The organism is Marinomonas sp. ATLA20 (genome assembly GCF_057180105.1).
Map to the genome: position 1 here is coordinate 190,415 of NZ_JBXUKU010000001.1, position 20,111 is coordinate 210,525.

Annotated in this window: 16 protein-coding genes; 5 read left to right on the forward strand and 11 right to left on the reverse strand. The window is 45.1% G+C overall.

Features of this window, described 5'->3' with window-relative positions; translation table 11 throughout:
• Positions 1 to 68: 68 nt before the first annotated feature.
• Positions 69 to 1,352, reverse strand: coding sequence for an NAD(P)/FAD-dependent oxidoreductase (locus tag AC2A4J_RS00830; RefSeq protein WP_484174521.1), 1,284 nt, complete (start codon positions 1,350 to 1,352; stop codon positions 69 to 71).
• Between the two features lie 115 nt (positions 1,353 to 1,467).
• Positions 1,468 to 2,958 carry an aldehyde dehydrogenase gene (locus tag AC2A4J_RS00835; RefSeq protein ID WP_484174522.1) on the reverse strand — a complete coding sequence of 497 codons (1,491 nt, stop codon included), beginning with the start codon at positions 2,956 to 2,958 and terminating at the stop codon, positions 1,468 to 1,470.
• 178 nt (positions 2,959 to 3,136) lie between these two features.
• Here AC2A4J_RS00835 and AC2A4J_RS00840 point away from each other — a divergent pair, with 178 nt between their 5' ends.
• The 4 genes from AC2A4J_RS00840 to AC2A4J_RS00855 all read left to right on the forward strand — a co-directional run bounded on the left by AC2A4J_RS00840 (position 3,137) and on the right by AC2A4J_RS00855 (position 7,878).
• The gene (locus AC2A4J_RS00840) at positions 3,137 to 4,414 is read left to right on the forward strand and encodes an NAD(P)/FAD-dependent oxidoreductase (RefSeq protein ID WP_484174523.1); all 1,278 of its coding nucleotides are present in this window, start codon (positions 3,137 to 3,139) and stop codon (positions 4,412 to 4,414) included.
• A 103-nt stretch (positions 4,415 to 4,517) separates the two neighbouring features.
• On the forward strand, positions 4,518 to 5,174 hold the full coding sequence (locus AC2A4J_RS00845) for a TetR/AcrR family transcriptional regulator (protein ID WP_255827309.1): 657 nt from the start codon (positions 4,518 to 4,520) through the stop codon (positions 5,172 to 5,174).
• 470 nt (positions 5,175 to 5,644) lie between these two features.
• A complete protein-coding gene (locus tag AC2A4J_RS00850; RefSeq protein ID WP_484174524.1) occupies positions 5,645 to 6,979 on the forward strand; it encodes a glutamine synthetase family protein in 1,335 nt (444 codons plus the stop codon).
• Between the two features lie 194 nt (positions 6,980 to 7,173).
• Positions 7,174 to 7,878 (forward strand): glutamine amidotransferase-related protein, encoded by a 705-nt coding sequence (locus tag AC2A4J_RS00855; protein WP_255827311.1) that lies wholly within the window; start codon positions 7,174 to 7,176, stop codon positions 7,876 to 7,878.
• A gap of 51 nt (positions 7,879 to 7,929) precedes the next feature.
• On the opposite strand, the gene AC2A4J_RS00860 is transcribed toward AC2A4J_RS00855, so the two are convergent.
• The 3 genes from AC2A4J_RS00860 to AC2A4J_RS00870 form a co-directional block, all read right to left on the reverse strand.
• Entirely contained in the window at positions 7,930 to 8,661 is a 732-nt protein-coding gene (locus tag AC2A4J_RS00860) for a siderophore ferric iron reductase (protein ID WP_484174525.1), read from the reverse strand.
• 33 nt (positions 8,662 to 8,694) lie between these two features.
• Complete coding sequence (locus AC2A4J_RS00865) at positions 8,695 to 10,833, reverse strand: TonB-dependent siderophore receptor (RefSeq protein ID WP_484174526.1); 2,139 nt, start codon at positions 10,831 to 10,833, stop codon at positions 8,695 to 8,697.
• 147 nt (positions 10,834 to 10,980) lie between these two features.
• Positions 10,981 to 11,898, reverse strand: coding sequence for a GyrI-like domain-containing protein (locus AC2A4J_RS00870; protein ID WP_484174527.1), 918 nt, complete (start codon positions 11,896 to 11,898; stop codon positions 10,981 to 10,983).
• A gap of 171 nt (positions 11,899 to 12,069) precedes the next feature.
• On the opposite strand from AC2A4J_RS00870, the gene AC2A4J_RS00875 reads away from it, so the two are divergent.
• On the forward strand, positions 12,070 to 13,203 hold the full coding sequence (locus AC2A4J_RS00875) for an MFS transporter (RefSeq protein WP_484174528.1): 1,134 nt from the start codon (positions 12,070 to 12,072) through the stop codon (positions 13,201 to 13,203).
• Between the two features lie 73 nt (positions 13,204 to 13,276).
• Here AC2A4J_RS00875 and gmhB read toward each other — a convergent pair whose 3' ends face one another.
• The 6 genes from gmhB to fmt all read right to left on the reverse strand — a co-directional run bounded on the left by gmhB (position 13,277) and on the right by fmt (position 20,111).
• On the reverse strand, positions 13,277 to 13,834 hold the full coding sequence (gmhB, locus tag AC2A4J_RS00880; protein ID WP_484174529.1) for a D-glycero-beta-D-manno-heptose 1,7-bisphosphate 7-phosphatase: 558 nt from the start codon (positions 13,832 to 13,834) through the stop codon (positions 13,277 to 13,279).
• Between the two features lie 55 nt (positions 13,835 to 13,889).
• Positions 13,890 to 14,363 carry a Cys-tRNA(Pro) deacylase gene (gene ybaK / locus AC2A4J_RS00885; RefSeq protein WP_255827317.1) on the reverse strand — a complete coding sequence of 158 codons (474 nt, stop codon included), beginning with the start codon at positions 14,361 to 14,363 and terminating at the stop codon, positions 13,890 to 13,892.
• Positions 14,364 to 14,393: 30 nt separating this feature from the next.
• Positions 14,394 to 15,842, reverse strand: a complete 1,449-nt coding sequence (locus tag AC2A4J_RS00890; protein ID WP_255827318.1) for a TrkH family potassium uptake protein — start codon at positions 15,840 to 15,842, stop codon at positions 14,394 to 14,396.
• A 101-nt stretch (positions 15,843 to 15,943) separates the two neighbouring features.
• A complete protein-coding gene (gene trkA / locus AC2A4J_RS00895; protein ID WP_255827319.1) occupies positions 15,944 to 17,317 on the reverse strand; it encodes a Trk system potassium transporter TrkA in 1,374 nt (457 codons plus the stop codon).
• Positions 17,318 to 17,721: 404 nt separating this feature from the next.
• A complete protein-coding gene (gene rsmB / locus AC2A4J_RS00900) occupies positions 17,722 to 19,113 on the reverse strand; it encodes a 16S rRNA (cytosine(967)-C(5))-methyltransferase RsmB (protein ID WP_484174530.1) in 1,392 nt (463 codons plus the stop codon).
• Positions 19,110 to 20,111 (reverse strand): methionyl-tRNA formyltransferase, encoded by a 1,002-nt coding sequence (gene fmt, locus AC2A4J_RS00905; protein WP_484174531.1) that lies wholly within the window; start codon positions 20,109 to 20,111, stop codon positions 19,110 to 19,112. The genes rsmB and fmt overlap by 4 nt, the downstream gene beginning before the upstream one ends.

Genomic DNA, 20,111 nt, shown 5'->3' on the forward strand with positions numbered 1-20,111 from the left:
CACTTCTCTACTTAAAATCAAACACACCGCTTTCGAGAGGTGTGTTTGATTGAAGAGATGATAGAAAACTAGATGCCGAGCTTATCGCGTAGATTGTAATACACGGCACCGACAGCTGTGTACGGTACGCGTAGCAATCGACCGCCGGGGAATTGATATTGTGGCATGCTGGCGAAGACATCAAAGCGTTCCATTTCACCATCAATAGCGTCTGATAAAATCTCCCCCATTAAATGCGAGTTGGTCACGCCATGGCCAGAATAGCCTTGTGCATAATAGAGATTATCGCCAATCTTACCCACTTGCGGCATGCGCATCATGGTTAGAAGAAAGTTGCCTGTCCACGCAAAATCGATTTTAGTGTCTTTAAGCATTGGATAGGTTTCTAGCATTTTTGGCACTATGATGGATTCAATCTTACCCGGATCACGAGCACCATAGGTTGTGCCTCCTCCGTAGATAAGACGGCCATCTCCCGACAGGCGGTAGTAATCCAATAAATAGTTACAGTCTTCTACACAGTGATCTGTTGGTAACAGTTGTTTTTGGATTTCTTCTGCTAGCGGTTCGGTTGCGATGACCTGTGTTCCGCATGGCATGGCCTTTTTCTCTATTTCTGGCAATAAACCAAACATATAGGCGTTACCAGCGACGACGATCATATCCGCGATGACGGTGCCTTGTTTGGTGACGACCTTGCCTGATTTACCTTGCTCCAAACGAATTACTTCGGAATCTTCGAATATTTGTCCGCCAAGCTCTTCAAATGCGTTGGCTTGGCCAAGAACTAGGTTCAATGGCTGAATGTGCCCGCCCTTCTTGTCCAGTAAGCCACCAGCATAGCGATCTGAGCCGATATGATCTTGAATAGACGAAGCAGTTAATAGCTCCAATTCGTTATGCCCATGACTCTCCCACAGGGCTTTTTTGGCTTTGAGTTCTTCGAATTGTTTGTTATTGCAAGCGGCAAAAAGGTTACCGTGCTTTAAGTCACAATCAATGTTGTATTTTTTGATGCGGCGACGAATCAGTTCAGAACCGGCAAACGCCATTTTTGCCATTTTATGGCCTATGTCATCGCCATAATTATTGAAGATATAATCAATGTCGCGGTTAAAGCTGTTAACGATTTGGCCACCATTGCGACCAGAAGCGCCAAAGCCGATGCGTGACCCTTCAACCACAATAACGCGCTTGCCTTTTTCCGCTAGGCTTAATGCCGTTGATATGCCAGTAAACCCAGCACCAACGACACAGACATCACAACGATGCTCACCCGTTAGCTGTGGACGAATGGCTTTATCATTTGCAGAGTCTGCGTAGTATGAATTTGCATGTGTAGGGGACGACATATAGAACCTCTCCTATGGCGCGTAGACGCTTTAATCTGCGCACCCACTAGTGTAAAAAGCTGGGCTATTGATGCCCCTGTTCATTTAACGACGTGTTATCCATCTTAGTATTAGCCTATTTCAGGCTGATCCAGGTATTTTTAATCTCGGTATATTTTTCTAGCGCATGCCAAGATTTGTCTCGGCCGTTTCCTGAGGCTTTAACGCCACCAAAGGGTACTGTTGTATCGCCATCGCCCCAAGTATTGACCCATACCATACCGGACTCTAATAGACGACTGACGCGGTGCGCGCGGCCCAAATCATTGGTCCAAATTGCCGCGCCTAAGCCGTATTTGGAATCGTTTGCCAATTCAATGGCTTCGGCTTCGGTATCGAATGTCATGACCGCGAGTACGGGACCAAAAATCTCTTCCTGAACGAATGTCATCGTGTGACTTGCATCGGTAAAAATAGTCGGTTTTGCATAGAACCCCTGGCCTTCTTGGTAATCGGGCACGCCACCTAACGCCAATGTTGCGCCATCAGCAATGGCACTCTCAATAAAGCCGGTCACGGTATCAAGCTGTGCTTTGTCGACCATTGGTCCCATTTTGGTGGCTGGGTCTAATGGATCACCAGGTACGTAGGTTTTGGCAGCGTCGAGTAAGGCGACCATGAAGGCGTCTTTGATACTGTTGTGAACATACAAGCGCGAACATGCGATACAAACTTCCCCTTGGTTGGTGAAGATGGCGGTTGCAGCTCCTTTGGCGGCCGCTTGAATGTCTTTGCAATCTTCAAAGACGATACAAGGGGATTTACCGCCTGCTTCTAGCCAAACGCGTTTCATATTGGATTGACCCGCGTATTGCATTAATAGACCCGCAACACGGCTAGAACCAGTAAACGCCAAGGTGCCTATATCATGATGCAGAGCAAGGGCTTTTCCTGCGGTGTGACCAAAACCTGGGAGGACGTTGAATACGCCATCTGGAACCCCCGCTTGCGTTGCTAACTCGGCAATTCTGAGTGCACTCAAAGGTGATTTCTCAGATGGTTTTAAAATGATGCTATTACCTGCGGCCAATGCTGGTGCAATTTTCCACATCACCATCATTAATGGATAGTTCCACGGGGTAATGATGGCAACAACGCCCAATGGCTCGCGGCTAATTAGGGCTAAATTATCAGGATTCGTTGGTGCTATTTCACCGTACAACTTGTCAATGCATTCTGCTGACCAGCGTAGGCTATCGATCGAATCAGGCACGTCAATACCAACCATTTCCGATATCGACTTACCCATATCTAAGGTATCAGTTAAGGCCAATTCATCTTGGTGTTCTTCTAGCAAATCGGCCCATTTCTGTAGGATACGTTTACGCTTATTGGGCGCCATGTTTGACCAAGCACCGCTTTTAAAGGACGCTTTAGCCGCCGCGGTAGCAAGGTTCACGTCCGCTTCATCACAGCTGGCGACCTTTGCCAGCAAGGACTCGTCCGTAGGATTGATGCAATCAAACCTGTCACCGCTTTGTGCTGGTGTGAAAGCACCATTAATGTAGGCATCGGAATGTAGGCTGATCGTGTTACGAAGGGCTTGCCATTCTTGGTAAGTTTTCATACGTAATTCCTTTCTTTGTCGTCCAACAAAAAATGCTAAAGATATTGCTATGTATCTAAATTAACAGGCTGTGCTCTTTCACACCATATCCCCTCTATCGAATAGTTGCCAGTTGACAGCACATATATAATCGATCAATTATTCGGTTATTGATCTTTTGACTACACAGGAGTATCCATTGACCAAGCATGAACCCTCTTACTACGAGGCGACAGCGAACGGATTAAAAAGCCGTCCGCAGCTCGTGGATGATCACAGTGCTGATATTTGTATCATTGGTGGTGGATTCACCGGCACATCTGCAGCTTTGCATCTTGCCGAGGCGGGTTATAAGGTGATCTTGCTGGAAGCGAATGAAATCGGCTGGGGAGCGTCGGGACGTAATGGCGGTCAAATATGCCAAGGTTATAATATGGGCCATGCTGACCTAGTCGATAAGGTTGGCAAAGAGATCGCTGATTTACTATGGCAAACCTCGGTGGATTCCGTAACCATGGTCAAAGATCTGATTGCGAAATACCAAATTGACTGTGATTTAACGCCGAGTGTATTACATGTGGCTTCGAAAGCACGTCACGCTGACGATATAAAAAAAGCGGTTGAATACAAACGTCAGCAGTTAAATTACGATGGTGTTGATTATCTAGATGCCAGATCTGTGTCCGAAAAATTGGGTACAGACTGCTATTACGGTGGGGAATGGTATAAAGAAGGCGCTCATATTCACCCTCTGAATTTTGTCCTTGGATTGGCTAATGCAGCTGAGTCTCATGGGGCTAAGCTGTACGATAACTCGGCAGTGCTAGAGTATACCGATGGCAAAAAACCTGAGGTGATCACCGCTAAAGGCCGTGTTAAATGTCGCTATTTATTGTTTGCTTGTAATGGTTATATGGGGCATTTAAATGGCCCTGCGGCGCGTAAGATTATGCCGATCAATAACTTCATTATCGCCACTGAACCCTTACCTGATACGGTGACAGAACACATTAATCCAGAGCGTATTGCCGTTGCTGATTCCAAGTTTGTGGTGAACTATTACCGATTATCTCGTGATGGGCGCATGTTATGGGGTGGCGGAGAAAACTATACTCCATCCTTCCCTAAAGACATTGCTGGATTTGTAAAAAAGCACATGGTGGCAACCTATCCAGAATTGTCCAAATACCGCATTGATTATGCTTGGGGAGGCACGCTCGCCATCACGCTTAATCGTATGCCACAGATTACACGTCAACAGGAGAATATCTTTGTGGCGCAGGGGTATTCAGGGCACGGTGTGGCGTTGGCCACTTATGCAGGCGCCATTTTTGCCAAAGCGGTGCAAGGCTCTTTAGAAGAAGTGGACGCATTTGAAAAACTGCCCTCCCGTGATTTTCCTGGTGGCACCTTGTTGCGTTGGCCAGGATTAGTGGCTGGCATGCTGTATTACTCGATGTTGGATCGATTGCCTTAACTTGATGGGTGAGCTTGCATCGCCGAGCCCTGTTTGGGGTGCCATTTATATAATTTAGGCAATCAATTTCTTGTACTCTGTTAAAAGGAAGTCAACTTAAACTATGGCTACTCCACCTTCTCAAATGAAAACCATGCAATCTGTTTCGCCTCGTAGTGAACCTATGCAATCTCGTTCTATTAAACGTGCTAAGCAGATATTAGAGGTGACCAGCGAGCTGTTGGAAACAGTGGGTTTGAACGATCTAAACACGGCGATTATTGCCAAAGAAGTTGGTATTTCGGTTGGGTCTTTGTATCACTACTTCCCAAATAAACACGCGATTCTGTATGCCATGGGAAAATCTTGGCTCGACAGTATTGAAGACGTGCTTGCCGAAATCCAAGAGTGGTCTCTAGAAGACATGACATTAGCTGACTTTATCGATCAGATAGTCGACATTAACTTGCGTACATATCGTCAGCAACGCGCTGTTTTGCGATTGGTACAAGCGATGTTTTCAGTACAGGAGCTGCGTGAGTTAGATGAGCAGCATGATGACATGGTGATTTCTCAAATGGCCAAAATATTTAAACGTATCGGTCTGAAAAAGCACATCCGAGAGCGAGAGCGAATTGCTCGTTTGTATTTGGAAGTGACGCACAGTACGTATTTGGTGGTGGTGAATCAAAATGAACGTCGTGCGTCGAGCACCTTGTCGGATCTAAAGTTGATGCTAACTTGCTTATTGGAGAGACATCTCAACGAAACAACTGCCTGATACTAAGTGCTTTCTAGTTGGCTTTTTTATCGCTCTAAAGCGTCTCAGTAATAGACTTGGTCGTACTCATTGTATTCAAAAGAGTGATGCCATGGCGATCCAGATAATTCTATTAGCAAGTCGACTTATTACTCGGTTTTGCTGTTACCTATCAATGACGCTATCTGGAGCAAAATATCCTTCGACTTTTTTACTCTTTTTGTAGTAAAAATGAAGATATCGCCTGATCAATTCTTCGGACTTATGCCACTTTGCCTGGTTTTGGTGAGTATTCATAAACATGTCGAAATTTATATGTGCCCATTCTGGGTGAGTTACTCGCGGAAATTGTTTGGGTTAAGGTGCTTTATATTGAAAGAATGTAACTTTAATTCTGTCTGTAAAACAAAAAAGTCGAATCAAAGTTCGATTATAAGCAGATTAAAAATGACCTCTTCCACAGTAAGATTCATTTTATAAGAGAATATTCTATGTCGGATATATATGAAGGGAATAACGAGTTTGATCTGTTTATTACAGATTTAAATGGCAACTTGCGTGGTAAGCGCATCCCATCCAGCAGTTTAGAAAGCGTCATGACGCAAGGGGTAAAACTTCCTCAGTCAGTGATTGGATTTGACCACTGGGGGGACGATGTTCTCAATAACGGCATGGTATTCGAAACAGGAGACAGCGACGGTGTTTGTTTTCCTGTCCATTCTCAACCTATTCCTGTGCCGTGGGCCGAATCGGTTCGTGATCAAGTTTTGGCGATGATGTACAACGCTGATGGCACGCCCTTTTACCCAGATCCTCGCCAAATTTTGACGCGTATTGTTAAACACTTCAAAGACCTTGGTTACACACCTGTTGTGGCAACAGAGCTGGAATTTTACCTATTAGATGGCGAAGCAGAAGCCAAGCGTCAGCCTTCTCCTCCTATCATCGTCGAAGGCAACGGCGTGCGTTTGAACAAAACCGATTGCTACTCCATTGAAGAAATGGACGGTCTAGAAGGCTTTTTCGCCGAGGTTCGCAGTGCATGTGAAATACAAGGTATTCCTGCCGATACCATCATTTCCGAATTAGGCCCAGGCCAGTTTGAAATCAATATGAAACACAGCAATGACGCCGTTCAAGCTGCCGATCATGCGATTATGTTTAAACGTTTAGTGAAAGGCGTGGCACGTCATCATGACTTTGGCGCGACGTTTATGGCGAAACCCTATGCAGATAAAAGTGGCAATGGCTTCCATGTGCATTTTAGTTTATTGGATGAACAAGGCAAGAATGTATTCGATAACGGCACCGATGAAGGTTCTGGTTTGTTACAGCAAGCTGTTGCTGGGGTGTTAAAGCATATGTCTAGTTCAATGTTAGTGTTTGCACCGCACATGAATTCTTATCGTCGTTTCCAAAATGGCGCTCATGCTCCAACATTCGCTAGTTGGGGTTATGAAAACCGTACCGTAGCGGTTCGAATTCCGGAAAGCGAAAACATAGCTCGTCGCCTTGAACATCGTGTGGCGGGAGCTGATGCTAACCCGTATTTGGTGTTGTCTGCTGTATTAGGAGCCGCTTTAAATGGCATTGAAGCAAAATTGTCTCCACCTCAAGCGATCGAAGGTGATGCTTACGCGATGTCGGAACGTTTTGAGCCCTTGCCCAATAGATGGGAATTGGCAGCAAAATCCTTTGCCGACAGTACTTTCTTGCGGGATTATTTAGGCGAAGAGTTTGTCCGTGTTTATGGCGCAGTAAAAGAACAAGAACAGCAAAAAATATACAGCCGTATTTCTAACGTCGAATACGAAGCCTATTTGTAGCTATCAGGCTAGCAATCAATAAAAAGACGTCAAAGAAGCGCGATGGACCTTGGTGCTAAGCCTGTCACGTTGTTTTTTTTAATTACCTTGCCTTTAATTACATCGGCAATATTGCCTGGCTGGCTACTTTCATCATGCGTCGTCAAAATCGATTCAAGAAACCATAAACGTTGTGTTACTGAGGTAAGTTATAAATGAAGATAGGAATTCTCGCCGCGGGTATTACGCCTGATGTGTTACGCGATAAGTACCCGACTTACGCAGAAATGTTTGCTCAGCAGATCGCTGTATTAGAGCCGGATTTGTCGTTTGAAATATTTGATGTTCGTTTGGATGAGTTTCCAGAAAGTACTGATTCTTGTGATGCTTGGTTAATTACCGGGTCAAAATCCGATGCTTATGGTGATGATCCATGGATCAGTCGGTTGTGTGAGTTTATTCGGGATGTGGATGCTAAGGGCCAAGTGCTGGTGGGCATCTGTTTTGGTCACCAAGTGATTGCCCGTGCTTTGGGTGGTCGAGTTGCCAAGTTCGATGGCGGCTGGGGTGTCGGTGTACATCATTATAAGATTGTTGAGGAGGATGTGGTGCCTTTGGATCTGCAAGACATTGCGTTTTGTGCCTTCCACCAAGACCAAGTACTGGAAAAACCGGAAAAAATGAAGAGCTTTTTGAGCAGTGACTTTTGCCAGCATGCGGGGTTGATTTATAAAGATCGCATCTTGACGTTCCAAGGCCACCCTGAGTTCTCTAAGGACTACGAAATGGCGTTGATCGACCTCTATGATGGGGCGACGCTGGCTCCGGATGTTGTTCATAAAGCGCGTCAAAGTGTCGAAAGCGAAGCTATACAGAATAAAGCTCTAATGGCTTGGATTGGTAAGTTCTTACAAGGCTAATCTATTCCCTGTGAAGCGCTTTTCCGACAAGCATCATAGTTTGAAAAGCGCCTAGGAGGCCAAATTGGCCTTTTTATTATGCAGCCTAGGGCAATTAGTACAAAGCTCACCGGCATCACGACGGAAGTGTAAACAGCAAGTATGGCGGACAAAAACAGGCGCCTCTGTATCTTGTTGGCTAAGCCCTGCAAGCGGTTTCAATGGTAAATTCATCGCATCTGCCCAGTTTCGAAAATCCTGTTCAAGATCGAATTTTTGCGTTACTGGTAGTAAGTTGCCTATGGCGATCAATGCGCTCATTACCTGATCCGCTAGCAAGCCTTTGTAAAGCGCAGGTCTTCCGCCGAAAGCATTAACATGCGCGTTTTCAAAGGACTGGAAAAGAACCGTTAGCTGTTCACAAATGCTTTTTATCAGAACTTCGTGATTTCCCTCCTGCCATATTCCATCCGGTAAAATATACCCTGAGACCATTTCGCCGTTTTGCTTTTGTTCTAGGTCTTGTAAACGCAGAGGCACCGCTTTGAGCTGATAGACGCAAATCATTGCCAGATAAATCGGCTGCCAACAGACTAATCCCCAAGATCTAATACGCCAATAAGGCGCACCCGTTTCTGGGTGCGCCTTTTGTAATGTGCTATGCAAAATTTGCAGTGCGTATTCCGGTGTTTTGGCGGACACGTTGGTAATGTTTCGCTTCTCGTTAAAGACGCTTTCTTCTCCGTCCAGTACGGCAATATAAGATCTGGCGGCGGTGAAAAGACGGTCTATAAGCCTTTCCATGTTTCTTTACCTCTAAGTTGTGCTATGTGATATCTAGAACGCATAGCGGGCGCTGACTTCGACGGCTCTTTCGTCACCGAACCAGCAGTTAGATTCGTCGTAGCAGCTGTAATAGGTTTTATCGAATACGTTGCTCATGGAAAATCTCACACTGGCGCCCTGCCATTGCTTAGACAGCATCGCCAAGTCGTAACCTATGGATAAATCGACCAAGGTGTAAGACGGTACGGTGTTAGAGTTCGCAGCGTCGAGCTGCATTTGACCAACATAACGAACACCGGCACCGAATGACGCCCCCGCTAATTTTCCTTCGACTGGTTCGTACGTTAGCCAGGAATTGAATTGGCTTTTAGGCACCCAAATCGGTGTGTTCCCTTCTATACCGCTATTGTCTTTGGTGACTTCTACATCTTGCAGCGTATAGGCGGCTTTTAGGGTGACATCGGATGTAAGTGCTTGCTGTAATTCAAGCTCTATACCACGAGAGCGCATTTCACCTACTTGAATTTTGTCGTACGCAGAACCATTCGGATCACGAGTGAGTACCTTGCTTTTGACTATTTCGAACGCCGTTGCACTGGCGGTGATGTTTCGTCTTTTGTATTTCAGACCCGCTTCCCATTGGTCGGCTGTAGAGGTATCAAACGTTTTACCATTTCGGTCTGCGCCTGTGATAGGTTCGAAGCTTTGCGCGTAACTAACAAACGGCGCTATGCCATTATCAAACTCGTATAGAGCGCCAGCTCGGCCACTAAATTGGCTTTGATCGACCTTGGTATTGGTTGTCGCGCCGTATTTTCTGCCCTTTTCTGTTGCTTTGAATTGATCGTAGCGGCCACCAGCAATCAGTACCCATTGATCAAGGCGTATTTGATCTTGCAGATACATGCCTGTTTGTTCTTTGTCGATCGTGAAATCGCTGCTGTAGCCTGACCCTGCAAAGTCTAGGTTATCTCTAATAATCTGCTCGTAATCTGGGTTATATAGATCGATGCTAGGCGCCAAAGCGTCTTCGTAGATCACGTCTGACTTAAGCTTTAGGTAATCTAGACCGACCAAGATATTGTGCTCGGCATTGCCAATGTCAAATAATCCAGAAAATTGGTTGTCTATGTTGATGCCTTCGGATTTTTCGTCTGTGAGATAGGCGCGACGGTTCAAGGTTCTTTCATCGCTGTCTAGCGAAGAAGAATAGGTGTTTTCTTGGTAGGCTTTTGCTGTGGTGAAACGAGCATTTTGTAAAAAGCGCCAAGTATCATTGATGTTGTGATCGAGCTTATAACCAAGCAATAGGACATCTCGATCATAAGTTTCCCAGTTTGCATCACCTGAATAGGCATTAGAAGGCAGCTTGCCATTAATACTGTTATAGACAGTGCCTTTCGATGGCAAAGAGGAATAGACGCCCATTTTGGGGTCTTGTTGGTAATACATATTGAGATTAAGCATGGTGTCATCACTGATTTTCCAATCAATAGAAGGCGCTATCATGATGCGCTCTTCTTCTGAGGTAACGGCTTGCCCATCTTTTTGGCGAAATAGACCCACGACACGATAGTTGAGTTTATCGTTAATGGCGCCAGTGCTATCGATCTGTGTTTCGCGTTTATTGTCGCTGCCTAATGTTAATTCCACACTATATTGGCTGTCTGACTGTGGTGCTTTACTGATGAGATTCACCATGCCGCCAGGAGGCATAGCGCCATATAGAGTTGAAGTTGGGCCTTTGAATACTTCCACTTGTTCTACGGCTGCCATGTCGATTTGTGGCTGTAGGTTCCAATCGTTATAAAGGAGCTGCAATCCGTCATAGTAGGCTTTGTCGTTCTTGAACCCTCGGATATTAAAGAAATCTAATCGTGTTACCGCACCGCCACGCAATTCAGTGTTGATGCCAGAAGCATAGCGAACGGCTTCCGCCACCGTTTCTGTACCTCTTTGTTGTAATGCCTTTTGTTCTATCACTGAAATTGCTTGAGGTGTTTCTTCTGGGTTCAGCTGGGTTTTAGTGGCTGTATTTCTGTACGTCTGTCCTTTCACTACAAGAGTGCTTAATTGATCTTCTAAGCTCGTATCGCTCATTTCTGATGTGTCAGCAGCGTGTGAGTAAGACGAAGCAGAAGCAATGGCTAAAGCAAGTAAAGTGGATTGGAAATGCACAGACGGTTTCATGTTAACTCCAGAAATAGAATAAAACAATATTGATAATGAATCTCATTCTATTTTTGATGGGGATGTAAAACTTAACCTTTTGGTGCATCTTTTTAGTTTGAAGAATAAAAGTCTGAGGAATACATGTCGAATTAGGTAAAATAAACGCTACCTTGGTTTTATTGGAAGCCAGTACTCCATATAGCTCTGGGGACTGTTTGGATCGTAATCTGGCTCGTAAACTTCTAATTCATAGCCTTGCACACCGTAATAATTAGATTCAGGTAGCCAGTGATGAATAAACCATTCAAATGCCTTTTCCACTGCCGTGGCTTTTCCATGTACCGGAATCACCGCGTATTCTTGAAGTGGCACCTTCACCGTATCTAATGTGGTATGAAATGGCTTGGCACCATTAAAAGTGGTTGGGGATGATGCTTTGATTGGTTCTAAGTACCCTGCCCAATACAGCATTTGACCTGGATGTTGGAGATGATCTTGAGTGTCGATTATGCCAATGGGCCGAGCGCCCTTTTTCACTGTTTCGATTTCAGCCATTACTTTGGACCATAGTTGTGGAACTCGCTCGGAAAAATCTGGAGCAGAAGAAAATGGTCCTCGTATCCAATCGTATCTACCTTGGATTTGAAAGTCATCGCGGCTTTCGATACGTATTTGGGTGAAGGTTTTTTCTGTGTCTGTGTGCGTTTTGTGAAGGCTTCTATATTGTAAGGGTGTGCGTAATCCATATCGCTTCCCTCGCTGTCGATAATTCCTTGGGGTACAGTTAAACATCTGCTTAAACGCGCGTGAGAAGCTTATTTCTGAGTCAAATCCACATTGCATGGCAATATCTACATGGCGAATTGTAGAGCACAGTAACAGTTCAGCGGCTTTGCTTAAGCGTAATTCTCTAATGTATTGAGCAACGGTAAGACCAGTTGCCTGACCAAATACCCGTTGAAATTGCCAACGCGACCAGCAGCTTTTTTCGGCTAAGTTCGTGACATGGATCGACTCATCCAGATTTTCGTGGATGTAGTCTAAAACCTTTTCTATACGTGTGAGTCTGTTTTGATATGCCATGGCTACCAGAGTTAAATAATAACCATTATCATCTAATTGGTTTTAAAAGCCAACTTATTCTAAAGCTGTTTGTGATTCCCGTATTCGTGGCTATTAATTAATCAAGTTGCATGATTAAATCCAACTCATCTTATATCGTTCAAAATAATATCAAAAAATGGATGTTGCCCGATGAAGGAATTAGCTCGTACTGCGCTCTATTGCGCCATGTTTGTTGCGGTTGGTGCGGTGGCCGGTGTTCTTGGGCCGAGTTTGATTTACTTGGCGGATTTGATCGATGCCTCGGTAGCTGAAATATCCATAGTGTTTAGTGCCCGAGCAATCGGCAATATTCTTGGCGCTCTATTGGCCGGTCGAATGTTTGATCGCTGGCAGGGTCATCACTATCTGATTCTCATGCTGCTGTTGATGATCGTGGGTTTGCTGTTAGTGCCCTTCTCGACCAGTTTGTCGATGTTGGTGGTATTGTTTTTCTTGCTTGGCGCCACAGAAGTGTCTGCTAACGCTGGTGGCAATATGATGATGCTGTGGCTGCATAAAGATAAAGTGGGCTCATATGTGACCATTTTGCATTTATGCCATAGTACTGGCGCCATGTTAGCTCCATTGATTTTGGTCTTTGCTCAATGGGCGACAGGGCAAACTTATGGTGCTGGTTATTGGATGATCGCTATTTACGCTTTGTTGTTACCTATATTTTTATGGAAACAACCGAGCCCAACTTTCGAAGTCCGAGCCAGTGAAGTGGTTCCTGCAACAAAGCAAAAAGCCACTTTCTTGGCGTTCCTTACAGTCATTTTTTTGTATGTGGGGTTTGAGATTACCATCGCTGGTTGGATCAGTACGTATGCGGTTTTGTCTGGAGAGGATCAAAACACCGCGGCGATTTTAGTAACCTGGTTCTTTGTTAGCTTATCTCTGGGACGTTTATTCTCGGTATTCTTATTGCGATTTATTACCCCAGGACAAGGCATTTACGGTTTGCTGCTAGTGAGTTTAACTGGAAGCCTGATGATGATTTTCTCTGATGTATCGCTGGTGTTGATCGCCTTGTGGTTGGGATTAGGCTGCTCTGCTTTTTTCCCTATGCTGTTTTCCTTTGGCAACAGCATTATGGCACTTAACGGCAAACGTACAGGTTATGTCTTCGTGTGTTGTGGATTGGGTGCGCTGGTGGCTCCGTCTTTAACTGGTCCCATTCTTGAAGCATTTAGCGCCTCAGCGTTTCCCTATCTGTTATTAGCTTTGGTGGTATTAATTACCTTGAGTTGGCAGAGATTGGCTGTAATGACTCGAGGCCGTTAGGCCCATAAAGAAACAACATGTTAGTAAATATTCACTAACATGCTGTTTCTTGGTTGTGAGTTTGTTACTTTGCTTAGCTGTATTTGTGTAACGTCGCTATGGTGAATGCGGCAAGATCAGTATAGACATTGAATGGGAAGTCTATCGTCTTGTACTGCGTCTCACGGCCTTTTCCTGTTAACACCAATACTGGTGAACAACCACGCGCATTTCCTGCCTGAAGGTCTCGTAGAGAGTCTCCAACCATGATTGCTGGGTGCTCTTCAAAAGACAAGCCAAGTTCAGCTTCAATCGCTTCAATCATGCCGCTTTTGGGCTTGCGACAGTTGCAGTCATCATCAGGTCCATGGGGGCAATATTGAATGCCATCTACTTTACCACCCTCAGCTTCGACCAGTGCTATCATTTTATCGTGCATGGCGTTTAGAGTGGCTTCATCATAATAGCCGCGGGCAATACCTGATTGGTTCGTCACCACAAAGACTTTAAAGCCTGCTTTGGAAAGTGCAGCGATGGATTTAATGCTGCCTGGAATGGGTTGCCATTCTTCAACTGATTTCACATAAGCATCTGAGTCTTGGTTAATGACGCCGTCTCGGTCTAACAGAATAATAGGTTTAATTTGCGCCATGGGGAGAAATGCCTTTTTTAATTGAGGTATGTAGTTCGCGGTGTACTCTTTGGTGCTATTTTGTTTCGCCAATCGCTGCGAAGGTGGTATTACGGCAAGCGAGACTAAGATCCTTTGGGGATAGGCCTATTTCCAACCCACGTAGTCCACCGCTGACATAGATTTTTTCAAAGGCTTGGGCGCTTTCATCGATACAAGTGACAAGGCTTTTCTTTTGCCCTATTGGGCTGATGCCACCCACTAAATAACCGGTAAGGCGCTCGGCGTCTTTCACGTCTGCCATATGTAATTTTTTAACGCCCAGTGCATTGGCCGCGCGCTTTAAATTCAAAGTACCTGTTACTGGAACAATAGTAACGAAGGTGTTTTTGTCGTCGGTGACTAACAGTGTTTTGAACACACAAGCGGGATCAAGATTCAGTTTATCTGCCGCCTCTTCACCAAAATTAGAACAATGTGGATCGTGTTCGTATTCGTGAATATTAAACTCAATCTTGCGTTTTTTAAGTTGGTTAATCGCCGGCGTCACTGTCTTAATCCTTCTAACATGTATTACTGTCTATTTTTGCCAAAACATTGGAGTGAACAATACCAACAAGGTAAAGACTTCCAAACGACCCAACAACATAGAAAAACACAGCATCCATTTTGCTGGATCACTGACATTCGTAAAGCTAGAAGCGACGTCGCCTAAGCCCGGACCTAAGTTATTCAATGTTGCTGCAACGGCAGACCAAGCCGTGACTTGATCCAATCCCGTTGCCATTAAGCCAATCATTAGTACCACGTAAACTAGTAAGTAGGCTGAGAAGAAGCCCCACACTGCAGATACCACTCTTTCATTGATGGCCTTGCCGCCCACTTTAACCGGAATAACCGCATTTGGGTGAATCAAACGTTTGATCTCACGCATACCCTGTTTAAGGATTAACAGAATACGTATTACTTTCATGCCACCGCCTGTCGAACTGGCACAGCCACCGACAAACGACGTAACGATCAACAAGAAAGGCAAGAAATGCGGCCAGCTAGCGAAGTCCGATGTGCCAAAGCCGGATGTCGTTGCGATGGAAACACTCTCGAATACCGCATAGCGAATCGATGAACTCCAATCGTAAGTCGATGTCATGGCAAGCACGAGAGTCGACAAAATAACCGTACAGGACAGGATCAATAAAAAGAAACGTGCTTCTGGATCTTTAAAATAATGCCATACGCTTTTATGACGCCAAGCGTAGAAATGCAGAGCGAAATTGAAGGCCGAAACAATCATAAAGAAAGTACAAATCATTTCGATAGCGACACTATTGAAGTAACCGATACTCTCATCATGAGTTGAGAAACCGCCTATCGCGACCGTCGAAAAACTATGGCAAATGGCATCGAATAAGCTCATTCCTGCAATCCAATAACCCAAAGCACAAACGCTGGTTAAGGTCGCATAAATGTACCAAAGCGCTTTTGCGGTTTCGGCAATACGAGGCGTGAGCTTGGTGTCTTTAACTGGACCAGGTGTTTCTGCACGATAAAGCTGCATACCGCCGATCCCCAACATTGGCATAATGGCAACGGCCAATACGATGATACCCATGCCGCCTAACCAAGTAAGCAGCTGTCGATAGAACAATATAGACTGAGGCAAAGCATCAATGCCGATGAGAATAGTGGCCCCTGTGGTGGTGAGTCCTGAAATCGATTCAAACAAGGCATCGGTAAAGCTTAAGTCTGGTGTTTCCGCTAAGAAGAATGGCACCGAACCGAACAAGCCCAATACCGTCCAAAACAGTACTGTCACCAAGAAACCATCGCGAATCTTTAATTCACCGCGTTCATTACGAACAGGGAACCACAGAAGAAAGCCGCCGATTAAGTTTATTCCTAACGCATAAAGAAACGCATTGAGCGCGCCATCAGAATAAATCAAAGAGACAATTATTGGCGGAATCAGCGACACACTGAACACCATAACCAATAATCCGATGACTCTTAAAATAACACTAAAATGCATACATGCTTCCTAGAACCCGACGTATTATCGTGTCGGGCCGTGGTTAAAAATCGGCTGAAGCACAATGATATGCGCTTCTAACTTGGTTGAAAATTGTCTAATTAAAAGAAGGTTAAACCCACTTGGAATAGCTGCTCTACCGCTGGAATTTGTTTCTTGTTAGTCACGAAAATAATGACGTGATCTTCTGCTTGAATAACCAATTCACTGGTGGCAACAATCAAATCGTCCTCACGAACGATTGCTCCAATGGTCGCTCCCTCAGGTAAATTCAAATTGGCAATGCTGCGGCCAACTACTTTCGAAGAACGATAATCGCCATGAGCAACTGCTTCTAATGCTTCCGCAGCCCCTTTGCGCATCGAGTGAACGTTCACCACGTCACCGCGTCGGATATAACTTAGCAGCGAACTGATGGTGGTTTGTTGTGGCGAAATCGCAATGTCGATCATGCCTTCTTGAACAATGTCGACGTACGCAGGGTTATTGATGATGGTCATAACGGTGCGAACGCCAAGTACTTTTGCCAACATAGAAGACATGATGTTGGCTTCGTCATTATTGGTTAAGGCACAGAATACATCGGTCGATTCGATGTTCTCTTCAAGCAGCAATTCCTGCTTAGACGCATCGCCGTTGAGCACTATGGTGTTGTCCAATGTTTCAGACAAATAGCGGCAACGCTCAGGATCCCGTTCGATGATTTTAACGCGGTATTCTTTTTCTAAACTCTGTGCCAAACGTTCACCAATGTTACCGCCGCCAGCGATGATGATACGACGATAAGGAACATCCAAGGGGCGTAACTCACTCATTACATCCAATACGTCTCGTTGCGCGGTCAGAAAGAAGACCTCATCGTTGGCGCGAATCTCAGTGTTGCCATCAGGAGAGATAGACTTACCATCACGATAAATCGCTGCGATACGTGTTTGAATGGAAGGCATGTGTTCTTTCAAAAAGCTGATAGGCTGATCAATCAGTGGACCGCCCTTTTCTGCTTTAACAACCACGAGTTGTACTTTGCCTTCGGCAAACTCCATCACCTGCAAAGCGCCTGGATAACGAATCAAACGACTTAAATGTTTGGTCACTTCTTTTTCTGGGCTGATACGAACATCCATTGGGATGGCTGAATCAACAAAGAGTTCTGGATAATTTGCATAAGCGCTAGAACGAACACGACCGATTTTAGTCGGCGTTTTAAAGAGCGTATGAGCAATCTGACAAGCGATCATATTGGTTTCGTCTTGGTTGCTCACCGCAATTAACATGTCGGCATCGTTGCAACCGGCCTGATCTAATACTGCAGGGTGTGAACCACTGCCCTCAACCGTTTGAATGTCGAGACGATCTTGTAGCTCTCTAAGGCGAGTTAAATCTGTATCAATGACGGTAATATCGTTATCTTCACTTGCTAAGTTTTCTGCAAGCGTGGCGCCAACTTGGCCCGCACCTATAATGATGATTTTCATAGTCTGCCTTAGAGCGTGATGTATTTATGGCTCTTTGTTGAGTGTATTAATTCAAATGTCAAAATTGAGTCGTTGGTCTATCGAGCGTGCATATTTTTTGCTCGAATCAAGTAGAGCAAGTTTACCCACATAAGGACAATTATTTAACTTGAAGTTGATAAATACTCGTAATTATTTTGGATGATCATGTAATCCGATGAAAGCTCTCTTATACGAGTATTGAAATGGCTAACTCAATGCTGAGTCTTTAACGTAGCCTCTTCAAGACTGGTTTGAAAAAAGACCCAACAAACTGTGTTCCATGTGAAACAATTTGCTAGGCCTTTTTATAAAACGACCTATTTTTCAGTCGTTTGCTTGAGGTAATCTGTGCCTACCGTATGATTTTTACTTGCTGACTGCATTCAAGCTTTTTGCAGAAGGCAGTAGTAAAAACCATCATGACCGTCTGCATGTGGAAATAACTGTCGGCCGTGGCTAACAGGGATTCCCCACTCTACCGCCAAGTCGGGTGCTAATGAGTTCAAAGGAACCTCTTTTGCATCGTCTTGTTTGGCGAGAAAATGTTGAATGTGTTGTTCGTTTTCTTCCGGCATCAGTGAGCAAGTTGCGTACAACATGAAGCCGCCAGATTTCAATGTCGTCCAAACCTGATCAAGGATCTCTCGCTGAATGAGAACTAGATCATCAATGTCGGCTGGCTTTCGATTGATCTTAATGTCTGGATTACGACGAATAACGCCTGTCGCAGTACAAGGCACATCGAGTAGAATTTTGTCGAAATGCTCGCCATCCCACCATGCATCAAGGTCGCTTGCATCGGCACAGATCAGATGAGCTGAATAGCCAAGGCGCGCCAAGTTGGATTCTATCTTTTCCATGCGCCAAGGTTCTAGTTCAACGGCAGTGAGTTCCATTGAGCTCAGTCCCGTCGAATTGACTTTTTCTAATAAATGGCCGGTTTTTCCTCCGGGTGCTGCACAAGCGTCCAATACTTTCTCATCGTTTTTGGGCGACAAGATATGGGCTGAAAGCTGTGCTGCTTCATCTTGAACACTAACAAAACCATCATCGAAACCTGGTAGCTCACCAACGCGAACGGCATTTCTTAGGTACAAAGCTGAATCTGAATACTTGCCTTCCTCTGAGTCTATACCCAAATCCGCAAGTTTCTGTTTGTATGTTTCACGTGAAACCAGGCTCTCGTTGACGCGAATACACATAGGTGGATGCGTGTTACTGGCGTCGATAATGTCTTCAAGATGCTCCGACCAATGCTTATTAAAACGCTTCACTAGCCATTTGGGCATATTGAATTCTACGGAAGGCTGAGCTTCAAGAATCTCAACGATCTCGTCTGCTTCTCTTTGATAACGACGAAGCACTGCATTCATCAACTTGGTCGCCCAGTCTTTATTCAATAGACGACAGGCTTCTACTGTTTCATTTACCGCCGCGTGATCTGGCGTGTTCATGTAGGTTAATTGATACAAACCTAAAAGTAAGACGGCATATAAATCTGTGTCCTTTTCTTCAAAAGGATGCGCCAATAAATGCAGTGCGATGCTGTTTAGTCTTGGATACTGACGACATACACCAAAGCATAATTCTTTCAGCATAGGAGTGTGTTCGCTAGCGACGTCAAGTTGATGGCGCGCCAATTGCGTACTAAGCGACCCTTGCTGAAGTAAAATATTGGTTAGGATTTTAACGGCTACTTGGCGAGGGCTTTGTTGTCCCGTACTTGTTCTAGACTGACTTGTGTTGGATGAGAAAGCATTGTCGTATTGGTTCATGCTGTTTGCTCACTCTTGTTTTCAGTTTGATTAACACCAAGGCGTTGACCAATTTCTAAAGCGGCTTTGTGTTTACCATTTAAGGCGTCTTGTACTTTCATGCGCTTGCCGCCTGCAAATTGGATCTCAGTAATTAAAATAGAACCTTGCCCTGTTGCGACGATAACGCCCTCTTTGCTCACTACCAAAATATCACCAGGCGAGGCTTCATCGTTCACGCTGGCAATATGCGCTGCATGGATTTTCATCACTCCTGCAAGGCTGTTTGTATAGGCGACAGGCCAAGGAGACAAGCCACGAACCTGACGCTCGATCAATTCTGCTGAAGAGGCCCAGTTCACCTCGCCTTCTTGCTTGGTTAATTTGGCGGCGTAGCAAGTAAGGCTTTCGTCTTGTTGTTCTGGAACCAATGTGCCAGCTTTCAGTTTCTCTAGTGCTTCAATCAATGCGCTACCACCCAGAACCGCTAAGCGATCATGCAGTGTTGCAGACGTGTCTGTCGGCTTAATATCGCACTGTGATTTTAACAACATGTCGCCAGTGTCCAAACCCACATCCATTTGCATAATGGTGATGCCGGTTTCACTGTCGCCTGCAATTAGAGAACGATGGATAGGAGCCGCACCACGCCAGCGAGGCAACAAAGAAGCATGAACATTGATGCAACCAAGCTTGGGCGTATCTAAGACAACTTTCGGGAGAATGATGCCATAAGCCGCGACAATCATAATATCTGCATCTAACGCAGCAAGCTGTGCCTTGTCTTCTTCTAGCTTGAAATTTAGCGGTTGATAAACGGGAATATCGTTGGCAATGGCTAGCTGTTTCACTGGGCTTTGAACCAGTTTCTGACCGCGCCCTGCCGGGCGATCTGGCTGAGTATAAACGCCGACGATGTCATATTGGTTGTCTGCTTTAGAGTCTAAGACTGCTTGCAAGCTAGCTGCTGCGAATTCTGGTGTGCCCGCAAAAACGATACGAAGTGGTGAGGTTGGCAT